Origin of the sequence: Parapedobacter indicus, from assembly GCF_900113765.1 — a bacterium.
Taxonomy (GTDB): Bacteria; Bacteroidota; Bacteroidia; order Sphingobacteriales; family Sphingobacteriaceae; genus Parapedobacter; species Parapedobacter indicus.
Map to the genome: position 1 here is coordinate 18,482 of NZ_FOQO01000002.1, position 13,165 is coordinate 31,646.

At 50.0% G+C, this 13,165-nt stretch carries 11 protein-coding genes; 8 read left to right on the plus strand and 3 right to left on the minus strand.

The window, feature by feature from the left end:
- Positions 1-6 precede the first annotated feature (6 nt).
- Positions 7-378: a DUF423 domain-containing protein gene (locus tag BMZ56_RS03850; RefSeq protein ID WP_090624500.1), complete on the plus strand. Its 372-nt coding sequence runs from the start codon at positions 7-9 to the stop codon at positions 376-378.
- Here BMZ56_RS03850 and BMZ56_RS03855 read toward each other — a convergent pair.
- Together BMZ56_RS03855 and BMZ56_RS03860 are read right to left on the minus strand one after the other, a co-directional pair.
- On the minus strand, positions 355-1,653 hold the full coding sequence (locus BMZ56_RS03855; RefSeq protein ID WP_090624502.1) for an NAD(P)/FAD-dependent oxidoreductase: 1,299 nt from the start codon (positions 1,651-1,653) through the stop codon (positions 355-357). The genes BMZ56_RS03850 and BMZ56_RS03855 overlap by 24 nt on opposite strands.
- Positions 1,654-2,035: 382 nt before the next feature.
- Positions 2,036-3,532: an aminotransferase-like domain-containing protein gene (locus BMZ56_RS03860; protein WP_090624504.1), complete on the minus strand. Its 1,497-nt coding sequence runs from the start codon at positions 3,530-3,532 to the stop codon at positions 2,036-2,038.
- 72 nt (positions 3,533-3,604) lie between these two features.
- On the opposite strand from BMZ56_RS03860, the gene BMZ56_RS03865 reads away from it, so the two are divergent.
- Positions 3,605-4,216: an FMN-binding negative transcriptional regulator gene (locus BMZ56_RS03865; RefSeq protein ID WP_090624506.1), complete on the plus strand. Its 612-nt coding sequence runs from the start codon at positions 3,605-3,607 to the stop codon at positions 4,214-4,216.
- Positions 4,217-4,234: 18 nt separating this feature from the next.
- Complete coding sequence (locus BMZ56_RS03870; RefSeq protein ID WP_256213775.1) at positions 4,235-4,780, plus strand: GNAT family N-acetyltransferase; 546 nt, start codon at positions 4,235-4,237, stop codon at positions 4,778-4,780.
- 10 nt (positions 4,781-4,790) lie between these two features.
- Here BMZ56_RS03870 and BMZ56_RS03875 read toward each other — a convergent pair whose 3' ends face one another.
- Positions 4,791-7,508, minus strand: a complete 2,718-nt coding sequence (locus BMZ56_RS03875; RefSeq protein WP_090624508.1) for an alpha-2-macroglobulin family protein — start codon at positions 7,506-7,508, stop codon at positions 4,791-4,793.
- A gap of 264 nt (positions 7,509-7,772) precedes the next feature.
- Here BMZ56_RS03875 and BMZ56_RS03880 point away from each other — a divergent pair, with 264 nt between their 5' ends.
- The 5 genes from BMZ56_RS03880 to BMZ56_RS03900 all read left to right on the plus strand — a co-directional run bounded on the left by BMZ56_RS03880 (position 7,773) and on the right by BMZ56_RS03900 (position 13,033).
- Complete coding sequence (locus tag BMZ56_RS03880) at positions 7,773-8,603, plus strand: prephenate dehydratase (RefSeq protein ID WP_090624510.1); 831 nt, start codon at positions 7,773-7,775, stop codon at positions 8,601-8,603.
- A gap of 39 nt (positions 8,604-8,642) precedes the next feature.
- Positions 8,643-9,749, plus strand: a complete 1,107-nt coding sequence (locus BMZ56_RS03885) for a chorismate mutase (protein ID WP_090624511.1) — start codon at positions 8,643-8,645, stop codon at positions 9,747-9,749.
- Positions 9,749-11,008: a 3-phosphoshikimate 1-carboxyvinyltransferase gene (aroA, locus tag BMZ56_RS03890; protein WP_090624513.1), complete on the plus strand. Its 1,260-nt coding sequence runs from the start codon at positions 9,749-9,751 to the stop codon at positions 11,006-11,008. Before BMZ56_RS03885 ends, aroA begins: the two co-directional genes overlap by 1 nt.
- A 71-nt stretch (positions 11,009-11,079) precedes the next feature.
- On the plus strand, positions 11,080-12,183 hold the full coding sequence (gene aroC / locus BMZ56_RS03895) for a chorismate synthase (protein WP_090624515.1): 1,104 nt from the start codon (positions 11,080-11,082) through the stop codon (positions 12,181-12,183).
- Positions 12,167-13,033, plus strand: coding sequence for an ROK family protein (locus BMZ56_RS03900; RefSeq protein WP_090624517.1), 867 nt, complete (start codon positions 12,167-12,169; stop codon positions 13,031-13,033). The genes aroC and BMZ56_RS03900 overlap by 17 nt, the downstream gene beginning before the upstream one ends.
- Positions 13,034-13,165: the final 132 nt, after the last annotated feature.

Sequence of the window (13,165 nt, forward strand, 5' to 3'; positions counted from 1 at the left end):
AACAGGATGCTTGCTCAATTATTCGGTATTATTTTCGGGCTAATGGCCGTCATACTCGGCGCTTTCGGAGCGCATGCCCTCAAGAAAAAATTCACGGAAGACCAACAGGACAGTTTTGAAACAGGTGTACGATACCAGTTTTACCATGCACTGGTATTGTTGATAACCGGTTTTGCGCAAACCGCCGGGTTAATTGACCCCGCAGCTTACACCTGGTTATTCATCAGCGGCACGATCTTGTTTTCATTTAGCATTTATGGCCTTTGCCTGAGCGGCGCATTCGGTACAAAGTGGCGCTTTCTTGGACCGATAACGCCTCTTGGTGGACTGCTGCTTGTAGCGGGATGGCTTTCGTTATTGCTTGCAGTCCTTCGATGATGCCACCTTTTCTTCCTTATTCGGACGCAGGATCAGTCGCAATGTCGGATCATTGGTCACAAACGACCATGCCCAATTCATGGCAAGCACGAATTTATTCCGGAAGCTGATCAGTGGAATAATGTGCACAAACAGCCAACCGACCCATGCGATGGATCCACGGAGGAACCCTTTGGGCAGGTCAGCAACCGCCCGGTACTTGGAAATAATGGCCATCGTTCCTTTATTGCGATAGGCGAATGGCTTCATGGGTTTGCCCTCAATCAGACGCGATAAGTTCCTACCCAATAAACTTCCCTGCTGAATCGCCACCTGCGCTACTTGGGGATGGCCCTCGGGATAGTTTTTATCGTCGGTCAACAAACATTGATCGCCCAACGCAAAGATCGATTCGGCATGCATCACTTGGTTATAGGCATCTACGTTAATCCGACCTCCCCGCGCTACGGCGCCTTCGGGAAGTCCTTCCACGTGAACGGCTACCACACCGGATGTCCAGATCAATGTGTCTGTGGGGATAGTTTCTCCGGTGCTTAGCTTCACATTGCCCGAAACATAGTCGACCACCTTGGTGTTGAGTATAATTTTAGCACCAAGCTTGTTCAACACGGTGTAAGCCTCCTGTTGTGCCTTCTCACTCATCGGTGGCAATAAGACAGGTGCAGAATTGATAATATACAAATGAGACTTGAGATCGGTCAACTCCGGGTATTCCTTGGCCACGATCTCCCTGCCCATCTCGGCGAGGATCCCCGCCAACTCCACACCGGTAGGTCCACCTCCGGCAATCACGATATTCAACGCTTTGTTGCGTTCAGACGGATCGGTGGATCGTACCGCACATTCCATGCGGAGCAAGATATGATTCCGCAGGTTCATTGCGTCATCAAGCGTTTTCATGGGCATGGCATACTTGGCGATGTTTTCAAAGCCGAAATAATTGGTTCCGGTGCCCATTGCCAATACGAGGTAATCGTACGAAAGCGTGCCCGTAGTGGTTTCCACCTTTTTTTCCGTTGGGTCAATACGTTTTAACTCACCCATGTGAAAACGGATATGGGATTTCTCCTGAAACAACCGGCGGAACGGATAGGATATGTTCGATGATTCAATGAATGCAGCGGCAACCTGATAAACCAATGGTGGAAAAAAATGATAATTATTCCGATCTACCAACGTGATGGTAAACCGCTTATCCTTCCCGAGATGTTTAACAAAATTGATTCCTGCAAACCCTCCTCCGATGACAATGACGTGCTTGGTATTTTCTTTCATACGGGTCTTATCTGAACAACTGCTAAATTACATATACCTGCCAAATAAGCAGAAAAACTTGAGATTATCTTTCAATTTATTTATCTTAGTTTCCCCAACCAATTTCAGACCAACCCGTTCTCCCGTTTGATCGCATTGCCTTTATACCTACTGGATACAACCCTCGTGCTTTCGTATTACCTCGTTTAGAGTGAGTCCAAGGTGAGTCCGACATGAGTCCGTAGTGAGTCCGACTTTTTTGGCTGAAAACACGGTCTCACCACGGACTCATTACAGCTTCTCTTCTCGCTCATAGCGAAGCAGGTACCTACCTGGTGTGGGTCACGTATTAACCGGGCAACCGCTCGCTAACAAGAAAAAGGATTCTGCTTGGGTTTTGGAACTAAGGTACGAAAAAAGTTGAAATATTCCTCAACACCTCCACACTTTCCGTTAACGCATCCCTGCCCGATGACGCAAATCCCAGCCGGATCGCTTGTGTATCAAAGGACGGATACCGATGTGGCATTCCATCCGAAATATACAGCCCTTTTTTACGGGCTTCGGCGGCCAGGCGAGAAAGATCGATGCGCCTATCAAATCGCGTCCATACGGTCAACCCGCCTTCGGGGATGTCGAACTCCACCCGACCGGCCAACTCCGCTGTCAACAAGCCGCAGAAATAATCCCTGCGTTCATGATATACGGCCAGGGCCTTCCGCAGGCTGCGTTGGATGGTCCCATCGTCCAGCAGTTCGGCCATGGCGCGCTCCAAAATGTGATCCCCCTGCCGATCGAGCAAGGTCCGTACGCGCGCGAGGTGTTCAATGACATTTTCGGAAGCAACCAGATACCCCAGGCGAAAGGCGGGCGAAAATATTTTACTGAATGAACCACAATAGATTACCATTCCCTCCTGATCGGCACTGGCCAGTGGGAGTAACGGTTTATGCTTGTAATGGTAATCGAAATCGTAATCATCTTCGAAAATGATGAACCCATACCGTCGCGACAAATCCAACAGATGCAGCCGCCGATCCATCGACAAAGACACCGTGGTCGGATAATGGTGATGCGGAGTTACATATACCAAGCGCACCTTGGTAGACCGGCAAAGCTGCTCCAGCGCATCCACCTGTATACCCTCATCATCTATCGGGATTCCCAAGAGTTGTGCTCCTGCATGCTGAAAATTAGCCTCCGCCCGTCGCCAGCCAGGTATACCCGCCACAACCGCATCCCCGGGCTGGACAAGGCCATTGCAGACTAAATTGATGCCCATGACCGTGCCGCGCACCGACAGCACATTTCGCGCGGAGATGTTCAGTCCGCGTGTCAAGTTGAGGTATCGGGCCATCGAATCAAGAAAACGTTCGGAGCCATTGGCGAAACCATAGCTACCGAATCGTCGATATAAATCGCCCCGATCCAATTGCGCACGGTAAGCCCGATAAAGTTCCTTCAAAGGTGCGAGCGAGGGGTCCGAGAAGCCGTCGTCGAGGTGCAGCCTTGTCGTCACCGGGGCGACCCCGTGGTGCAGGTAACTTGCATTTCTGATTTCAAAACCTGCCCTGTGTTTGCCATTTGGTTCCATGGTCTTTTGACCCAAAGCCCGCGGTTTCAGTTGAGGTGAGTTAACAGCTACAAATGTACCCTTGCCAACATGACTTTCTAACCACCCTTGCATCTCCAATTCCTGAAACGCCTTGGTGACTGTCAGGCGATTCAACTGGAGAATGCCCGCCAGCTCACGAGAACTGGGCAATCGGCCCCCAGCTGGTATATGACCTCGTTGGATGAACACGGCGATGGCCTCTGCCAGTTGCAGATATACTGCCTTCTCCGATTGGGGTCGGAGGCTTATCCCCGAAAATAGCGAATGTAAAATTGGACTACCCATTTTATCAGCATTGGATGATAAAGATAGTCCAATCAGACGGTAATTTTGTATAGGAAAAGAAAAATTGAATGCATGTATATCCCTAAGAGTTTCCAGTTTGATAACCCTGCAGAGAAAATCGATTTCATGCGGCGCTATCCATTCGCGGCGATGGTTACGGTAGCCGGTAATCAGCCCCTGGCAACGCACTTACCCTTTGTGGTGGAAGAAAAAGGCAGAAAGCTTATCTTAAGTTCACACTTTGCGGCTGGCAATGACCAGACACAATACATCGAAGCAAATCCTTCCCTCATCATTTTCTGTGAACCGCACGCCTATATCTCACCCCGCCATTACGACAAGCGGGAAAGTGTGCCGACTTGGGACTATATCGCCGTCCATGCGTACGGCAAATGTCGGATCGAACGCGATGTCGATACCAAGCTGACACTGCTGGAAAAGATGATCCGCTTTTACGAACCAGATTACCTACACCAATGGGCTTCTCTGTCCAACCGCTTCAAAATGGGTATGCTGAACGGTTTGGTAGCTTTTACCCTGGAAGTGACGGAGCTCCGGGGCCAGCGGAAACTCAGCCAGAATAAAACGGTCGCCGAACGCACACGTATCATCCGGCAACTGGAGGGAAGCGCGGTCGGCGCAGAGCAGGACCTTGCTCACTATATCCACCAGACGTTGAAATAACACCCACAGCTTCTTCTCATGGCAAATTTCATCCGCATGAATCAACAATTTATTACTCCTATCCAACTGGAAAACGAGCGTGTCCTCCTGCTGCCATTGCACGAATCGGACTTCGATGCCCTGTACACCGTGGCATCCGACCCACGGATCTGGGAACAACATCCGCAGACCGATCGGTGGAAAGCGGAAGTCTTCCGCATTTTCTTTGAAAGCGCCATCGAAAGCCGAAGTGCTTTTAAAATCATCGACAAAGCCACCGGAGCCCTAGCCGGAAGCACCCGATTCTATGATTACAATGTCCAAAACCGGAGTATATTCATCGGCTATACCTTCTATGCGGTGCACTATTGGGGTATAGGGTTTAACCCTTCTGTGAAAAAGTTGATGTTGGCACATGCGTTTCAATACGTGGATACCATATATTTTCAGGTGGGAAGTACCAACTTCCGCTCCCAGAAGGCTGTTGAGAAATTGGGCGCCCGAAAGGTGGCGGAAACGTCCGTGGAATACCACGGGGATGGTTTGAAGTCGAATTTCACGTATGAAATCCGCTATCATGAGTAATGAAAGCAATTCAGTTGTCCACTTCATACACCAGCTCCTTATAACCGATTTCTCCATCCAATGACAGGGCCTCTACCACAACAATAGTTTCACCGGTCGCATCCGAATGATAGTATGAGGTTTTGACCGTTCCGCTATCGCCTGTGGTTAATTCCGGCGCCCAATGGATCAGCGTACGTAAATCGGGCCTTGCCGACGCGGCTTCTGCGGGCGATTCGTAACGCGGGGCATAAAACTCGATGGTAGGCGAATACACGGGCACCGTAGCCTGTAAAAGGCCCGTGGGTTTGCGAACGGCATAAACGCCCTTTCCCGCATGTGTATAAATGGCAATCACGCTACCGACGGGTGGTATTTTTAGCGGAGAAGCTTCCGGATACACTTCCTGGTACAGCTGGCTGAAATGCTTGGCGAAACGGATGAGCTCCACACTCTTCACTTCGCTGGGTGGGATATTCGGAATGATTTCATAACTATGCCCCGGCACGGGAATGCCATCTACAACGACCAAAGTGGCCTCGCCTCCGATGATGCTCGCACGGAGGTAACCGCCATGATCTCCAACACGGTCAATACGTAAATCGTTTGGGAAATTGAACAGCAGCACACTATATAACCCGTACGACCATTTTTCTTCCTTGTCCTGAATCGCTTTGCCCGAAATCACCACGTCAGACTCCCCATACCGGTCGAACACCTTTTGCTGCTGAGGGCTGAGCGCCCAGCGTTCCACCAGCACTTCATCCAATAGGATTTCACCGGCCGCAAGCCGATAGGAATACTCCCGCTGCGCCCGTTCCTGCCGTTTTTGGACCACGTAGGAAACAACACTGTCGATCCGTTCAACGGACCGACCCTGGTCATAGACGATCGCCGGAGGCTTCCGTTCATCCAGCGATAGCGTGTAGTTCCGGTTTTTTCCTGCCCTATTAGCGCTTTGAATCAACACATCCAAGGAATCGGTATATTCATCGGCCAATCCGAAATAGAAGTGTCCCAAGCTATCCGTATTTTGAGCGGTTATGGATTGCTTTTCGCCGAATGTCATCAACGTAAGACCGATTCCCGCCTGCGCCTTTTTGGAAAAAACGCCGCCTACCTGCCCGCTGACATACGGATAGGGTTCATTTGGAAAGAGAAACGTATCTTGCGGGGGCTTATCGTAACGGTACCTTCGCCATCCTTGGGTAAGCATCAACGCATCCAGATCGGCAATTGGCGCATCGCCCGCTTCCTGGAAATAATAACCCGGTTCTTCGATGTTGCCACGCAGTTCCGACGACAGTAATAGGCGCGAAAGCAGGTTTTCCCGCAAGGCCCTTGCGTTCCCTATGTGGTCCCTATTCATGACCAAAACGGAGACGTTGGCATCCACCGCTTTTCCATCGCTCCCGGTCACCTGTATCGAAAGATCCGCTTTATTCCGTTTCCGATACTCGGCCCGATCCGTCGATACGTCGATATGCAGTCTGGTTTCCGGTCGCTGATTAAAAAAGAGCCTTTCGGCCAATGGCTGCATATGCTTATCCATCAATGTGAATGCCAAGATGCCCTCGGGAAGATCGGCAACCGGCAAGGATGTAGCTATCCGATGATTTTTCAACGATGCCCGAATGAGGTAATGTAACACACCGCGGCAACTTACCTGAACAAACAGGCTATCATTTTCGGCTCGGTTGGAATAAACGGACACACCGATTTCGTCGCCTGTTTTGGTGATGGAAAGTACCCGACCGGCAACCATTACCTCAGGAAGCGGATAGCGATGCACACTGTTTCTTCCGGATGATGAATCCAGAACCGCATAATACGAAACGCCGCTATCGGCGGTCAACGTGAAACTTCCCATCCCCAAGTGATTGGTCGTAAACGGCGCTACGGTATTGCCGCGACTGTCCATGATAACCCCTGAGACAGCCACACTCCGGCCCAAACCGTTGAGTGCCTTAAAACCTACCTTACTGGTCGACCCTTGCACCAATTCCCCACTTTCGGCAAAAAATTGCAGATCCAACACACTATCCTGCAACGCAAGGGTTTTGGTGTACCGGATTCCACGTTGTGTTTCCATATTCAACGTGGCTATTTTTGCGCCTTTAGGCAATGCATAATCAAACGGGTAATACCCATTACGTGCGCCTTTTACCGAAAGTGTGTCTTTCTTTCCGTCAACCGTTAGGTACACCGTAAGCTGCTTCTTGTGTTCCGGATCGATTAACGTGGGATTTAGCTGGGCCTGCAGCGCGTACCTTCCGGGTTCCCGTTCGACCCGGTGTAACCCCGTCATGGGATTGCGGCCAACCTCTCCGTTGGTGGGAACTATTTTCACATACCTTTGAAACATGAAATCCGGACCAAAGTTCCTGTTCCACTCCGTATAAGCCCGCATCAGGTAGTCACCCTGTTTGTATGATTTCTCAAGTTTGAGACCACCCGATCCGACACCCCCGGTCAATTTGATACGTTTGCGATCCATGACCTGCTCATCCGGCCCGATTAGTTCCACATGAAGCACGCCACTGAGGGCACTGGGCCGATGGTCCGCCGACTCAGCAACCACAGCCTTAAACCAGATCGTGTCTTCGGTCGTATATACGTCAGCATCCAGCTGCAGGTATATTTTTTCCGCAAAAGCCGCATGGGCAACAAGATGCCCCGATTGAGCATGAACTGGCAGTATATAGAACAAAAAAGCGAGCGATGCTAGTACGTTATATATCCGTATCATAGTAACAGATTGCAAAATAGGAAATTCCCATCTCTTCCTGATGCGCTTTTTTTTATTTTTTCTATTGACAATTTAAAAAAATCACGTACATTTGGCACATCAAAAAAAATGATGTTAACGCGAAACAATGCATACTGGTTTTTTGGTTTCTTTTACTTTAGCAGTGAGAGCCGGGATTGATATGCATTAATAACGAGAAGATATAAATGTAAAAAAGTCCCGGCAAGAAAAGCCGGGACTTTTTTTTGTCCTTTACAATGATATATGAGCACAAAAGTAGCCATACAAGGCGTTAAAGGTTCGTTCCACGAGGAAGCGGCCTACAAATATTTCGGCGAAGCGATCGAAACTGTCGAATGCGAGTCCTTCAAAAAGACTTGCGAGTTGCTGAAACAGGGCAAGGTCGATTATGTGGTGATGGCGATCGAAAATTCGATTGCAGGCAGCTTAATTCCCAACTATGCCTTGCTTCGGGATTACCGATTCCCGATTGTCGGGGAAGTATACCTGCACATCAAGCTGCATCTGATGGCGTTGCCGGGTGTTTCACTGCAAGACATCAAATTTATTCAATCCCACCCGATTGCCCTACAGCAATGCAACGACTACCTGGAAGAAAATCCCCAATTCAAGGTAACCGAAGCCGAGGATACCGCTGCAAGCGCACAACGGGTGAGTGAGCTCCAACTGAAAGATACCGCAGCCATCGCTCCCCAGCTCGCAGCAAAATTATATGGACTGGAAATCCTAGAACGCCGCATTGAAACCAATAAGAAAAATTACACCCGTTTTCTTATTCTGACGGATAAACCCGAAGAAAAAGTAAAGGCGAAAGTGAATAAGGCTTCGATTTCTTTCCAGACGGGAAATGGCGTGGGATCGTTATCCACGGTGCTCCGGTGTTTCGCTGAGCAGAACATTAACCTCAGTAAAATACAATCCATGCCCGTACTCGGCAAGCGCAATGAATACGATTTCTACGTGGATGTGGAATGGAAAGACCAAGCGGACTATGACGCAGCGATCCGCCAAGTACTTAAGCACACCAACAATTTCAACATCATGGGCGAATATGTGAAGAATGAAAAGGTTTAAAAAACGCAAAAAAACAAACAAGCAAAAACAAATAATACAATGAAACAGACATTAGACATCGTACCCTTAAAATCGTGGTTTGACACCGGCGACGCCCCCTTGATCATCGCAGGGCCCTGTAGCGCCGAAACCGAGGAACAATTGGTCGCTACTGCACATTTGCTTGCGAATACAGGCAAGGTGAACGTACTGCGCGCAGGCATCTGGAAACCCCGTACGCGTCCGGGCGAGTTTGAAGGCATCGGTAGCATCGGGCTGCAATGGTACCGCAGAGCCAAAGAAGAAACCGGGTTGCCCATCTCCACCGAGGTGGCCACTGCAAAGCACGTTGAAGAAGCATTGGCGGCAGGTGTCGATATTCTTTGGATCGGTGCACGCTCTACCGCCAACCCCTTCACGGTGCAGGAAATTGCCGATGCATTGAAAGGCGTGGATGTTCCCGTACTTATCAAAAATCCGGTAAATCCAGACCTTTCGCTATGGCTCGGCGCCTTGGAGCGCGTGAATCGTGCCGGCATTAAAAAATTGGCGGCTATTCACCGGGGATTCTCTTCGTATGAGAAAACGGCATTCCGCAACGAGCCGATGTGGGACATTGCTATCCAGTTGAAGACGTTGGTGCCTGAATTGCCCGTTATCAACGATCCGAGCCATATCTGCGGCAACCGTGAACTCATTCCGTACATTGCGCAAAAAGCATTCGACATGGACATGCAAGGACTTATCGTGGAATCACACATCGATCCTTCTGTAGCGTGGACTGATGCCAAACAACAAGTAACTCCACAGGCACTGTCTGATCTGTTGAGCAACCTGACATACCGCCACGCCAAATCGGACGACCCAGTATTCGAGGACAAACTGGCCGAACTGCGTAAAGACATCGACAAGCTGGACGACCAGATCATTAAAATATTGAGCGACCGCATGAAAATCGTTGAAAAAATCGGTGAGTATAAACGCGATAATAACGTGACGATTCTCCAGGTAAACCGATGGGACGAGATCATCCACAAACGCAGCAACGTGGCGCAGGCGCTCAAGCTGGATAAAGACTTTGTCGTAAAATTATTGGAGCTTGTCCACAACGAGTCCATTCGGAAACAAAATGAAATCATGAACAGCAAACCGGTAGCGGAGGCCTAATGGAAAATAACGCCATTAGACTTTCGCACCCTACGAAAACGCTCAAGGGAGCCGTTGAACTGACGGGGTCAAAAAGTGAAAGCAACCGGGCATTGATCATCCAGGCTTGGGGCGGCGGCTTGGTGGAAGTAGGCAACCTCTCGTCGGCCGCCGATACCGAAACGCTGAAACAGGCACTGCGCGCAATTGTACATACTACAGGCGGGGATGGAACTACCGTAATCGACGTAGGCCCCGCCGGTACTGCCATGCGGTTTTTAACTGCCTACCTTCCAACCACCAACGGACGTTACCTCCTTACAGGAAGCGAGCGGATGAAACAGCGCCCCATCGGTATTTTGGTGGACGCACTGCGAACGTTGGGTGCCCACGTTGAATTTACCGGACAAACCGGATATCCACCACTGGCAATAAACGGCGGATTTAATCAGGCCACGGATGCGGTTACTGTAAAAGGCGATGTAAGCAGCCAATACCTGTCGGCCTTATTGCTTATTGCTCCTACCCTACCCAATGGCTTGCGCCTGCAGATTGAAGGCGAGCTTACATCCCGCCCCTACCTCGTTATGACCCTCGATATGCTGGGCGAGGCGGGCATCCAGCACGACTGGCAAGGAGATACCATTTACATCGCCCCACAACGGGCGCACGCTACCCGCATCGTCGTTGAACCTGATTGGAGCGCGGCATCTTACTGGTATGCGATGGCAGCATTAAGCGCAGCCGCCGATTTATTTCTTCCGAACCTGAAAAGCCAGAGCTTACAGGGTGATGCGGCCATCGTAAACATCATGGCACATTTCGGTATCACATCGTCTTTTACCGATGGTGGATTATCCATCCGGAAGATAGCAGGCCACCAGCCCACCGGAGTCACGCTACTTGATTTCAAAGAATGTCCGGATCTCGCCCAGACGGTCATCGTCTGTGCAGCAGCCCTGCGGCGGGATCTGTCGTTTACCGGTTTACACACTCTTAAAATCAAGGAAACCGACCGGATCGCTGCCCTGCAAAATGAACTTGGCAAGTTCGGTGTGAAGCTTGTAGAAGATGGATCCGTGTATCACCTGCGGACCGCAGAATTAAGACAACCTGAGCAGTTGTCTTTCGATACGTATGAAGATCACCGGATGGCGATGGCCTTTGCTCCGCTCGCGTTAGTGTTTGATGGAATACAGGTCAACGAACCCAATGTGGTGGAAAAATCTTATCCCGATTTCTGGAAACATTTGAAACAACACGGATTTGTTATAACTTAGCCGCCTGTTAAAAGACCGAAAGTCTGATATTTAATGTCTAATGTCTCATATCTAATGTCTCATATCTAAAAATGGCTGGGAACTCTTTTGGGGATGTATTCCGTATCACAACCTTTGGCGAATCGCATGGTGAGGCAATTGGCGTGATTATCGATGGGTGTCCGCCAAATATCACCATCGACGAGGCGTTTATCCAATCCGAACTGGACAAGCGCCGCCCGGGTCAATCCAAGATTACCACGCAACGGAAGGAAAGCGATACGGCTAAAATCCTTTCCGGTGTATTTGAAGGCAAATCCACGGGCACGCCTTTAGCAATGGTCATTCCCAATGAAGACCAACGTTCGAAGGACTACTCGCATATCGCGGATAAATACCGCCCCTCTCATGCCGACTATACCTATCAAATGAAGTACGGCATCCGCGATTACCGCGGCGGTGGACGCTCTTCGGCACGGGAGACCGCGGCACGCGTAGCCGCGGGAGCTATAGCAAAAAGTTTTCTTGCACAATTCGGTATCCATGTCTTTGCCCATGTCTCCGGTGTCGGCAAGATTGAAGCACCCAACCTGGCAACGCACGACATCGATGAGCTGACCGCCCTCCGAGAAAGCAACATTGTGCGCTGTGCCGACCCTGCCACAGCCCATGAAATGATTGCTTTCATTGATGCGATCCGCAAAGCTGGAGACACCGTAGGCGGCCGCATCAGTGCAACCATCCAACAGGTACCCGTAGGTTTGGGTGAACCGGTATTCGATAAGCTCCATGCCGATCTGGCAAAAGCCATGATGAGCATCAACGCAGTCCATGGATTTGAATATGGATCGGGGTTCGCCGGATCGCAAATGCAAGGTTCGGAACACAACGACGTATTTGTTAATCCCGACGGGGACGCAAATAATCTGAAAACGCTGACCAACTTTTCGGGAGGTATCCAAGGGGGTATTTCCAATGGAATGGATATCACATTCCGCGTGGCCTTCAAGCCCGTAGCCACCCTCATGCGTGCACAGCAAACCATCAACGAAGCCGGAGAAAGCACGGAAATCACCGGCAAAGGCCGACATGACCCCTGCGTGGTACCGCGTGCCGTTGTCATCGTAGAAGCCATGGCTGCACTGGTTATAGCCGATCATTTACTCAAAAACCAACTATATGACCCAACAAGATAATCCGCTTGTCATCGCTTCCGATATCGGGGGCACCCACATAACTGCTGCCTTAGTCGATATCTGTCAATGGCAGGTAAGCAATGAATCAACGACACGACAGTCGGTTAATTCGCATGCCGATGCTAAATCGATTTTATCAGCTTGGGCTGCTCCGTTCAAGGAAGTAATCGCCAGCCACCCTACCCTTGTCTCCCCGGTGATCGGCATCGCCATGCCCGGGCCCTTTGATTATGAAAATGGCATTTCACGCATGCGGGATCAAGATAAATACGACAACCTCTATGGCATGGATATCCGCCGGGAATTAGCGGAACGCATCGGCGTGGACGGCATGAATATCCGCTTTATCAACGATGCTGCGGCGTTCCTTCAGGGCGAGGTATTTGCCGGAAAGCACAATGGTCATGCAAAAATGCTGGGCATCACGCTGGGTACAGGCCTCGGAAGTGCGGTCTGGGAAAAAGGGAACAATGCCGTGGATGCAGATCTGTGGAAAACCCCTTACCTCGACAGCAACATGGAGGAGCATCTTGTTACCCGCTGGTTCGTCCGCCGTACGGCCCAACATGATGTAAACGTTACCGGCCTGCGTGAACTTCTCCAACTGCGCGGTCAGCATGCCTTCGTGGAAGACATCCTAGCCGAATACAGCCATCACCTGCTTCAATTTCTCACATTTTTCAGCCAAAAGGAAAAAACGGATAAATTTATTATCGGTGGCAACATCTCACGGGCGTGGGACATTTTTAAAGGGTTCAACCCGGAAGCATTTGCGCAGTTTGACATCCACATCAGTCAATTGGGTGAAGATGCCGCGCTGATTGGTGCAGCGGCGTTATTTGCATCGTAACGCTGATTTGCGGTACCCGCAAAACACCCGATTTCTTCACTACATCGGTTGTAATGACACTGTCATTTTACAACCGATGTAATCAGCTATTGCACAAAGCTATCAACACCTAAACCAAAAATTCAGTAAATT

Bases quoted from the DNA above. Each gene is read 5' to 3' on its own strand.
- aroC (WP_090624515.1), top strand. From the start codon at position 11,080: ATGGCTGGGAACTCTTTTGGGGATGTATTCCGTATCACAACCTTTGGC.
- aroA (WP_090624513.1), top strand. From the start codon at position 9,749: ATGGAAAATAACGCCATTAGACTTTCGCACCCTACGAAAACGCTCAAG.
- BMZ56_RS03870 (WP_256213775.1), top strand. From the start codon at position 4,235: ATGGCAAATTTCATCCGCATGAATCAACAATTTATTACTCCTATCCAA.
- BMZ56_RS03865 (WP_090624506.1), top strand. From the start codon at position 3,605: ATGTATATCCCTAAGAGTTTCCAGTTTGATAACCCTGCAGAGAAAATC.
- BMZ56_RS03860 (WP_090624504.1), bottom strand. From the start codon at position 3,532: ATGGGTAGTCCAATTTTACATTCGCTATTTTCGGGGATAAGCCTCCGA.
- BMZ56_RS03900 (WP_090624517.1), top strand. From the start codon at position 12,167: ATGACCCAACAAGATAATCCGCTTGTCATCGCTTCCGATATCGGGGGC.
- BMZ56_RS03880 (WP_090624510.1), top strand. From the start codon at position 7,773: ATGAGCACAAAAGTAGCCATACAAGGCGTTAAAGGTTCGTTCCACGAG.
- BMZ56_RS03850 (WP_090624500.1), top strand. From the start codon at position 7: ATGCTTGCTCAATTATTCGGTATTATTTTCGGGCTAATGGCCGTCATA.
- BMZ56_RS03855 (WP_090624502.1), bottom strand. From the start codon at position 1,653: ATGAAAGAAAATACCAAGCACGTCATTGTCATCGGAGGAGGGTTTGCA.
- BMZ56_RS03875 (WP_090624508.1), bottom strand. From the start codon at position 7,508: ATGATACGGATATATAACGTACTAGCATCGCTCGCTTTTTTGTTCTAT.
- BMZ56_RS03885 (WP_090624511.1), top strand. From the start codon at position 8,643: ATGAAACAGACATTAGACATCGTACCCTTAAAATCGTGGTTTGACACC.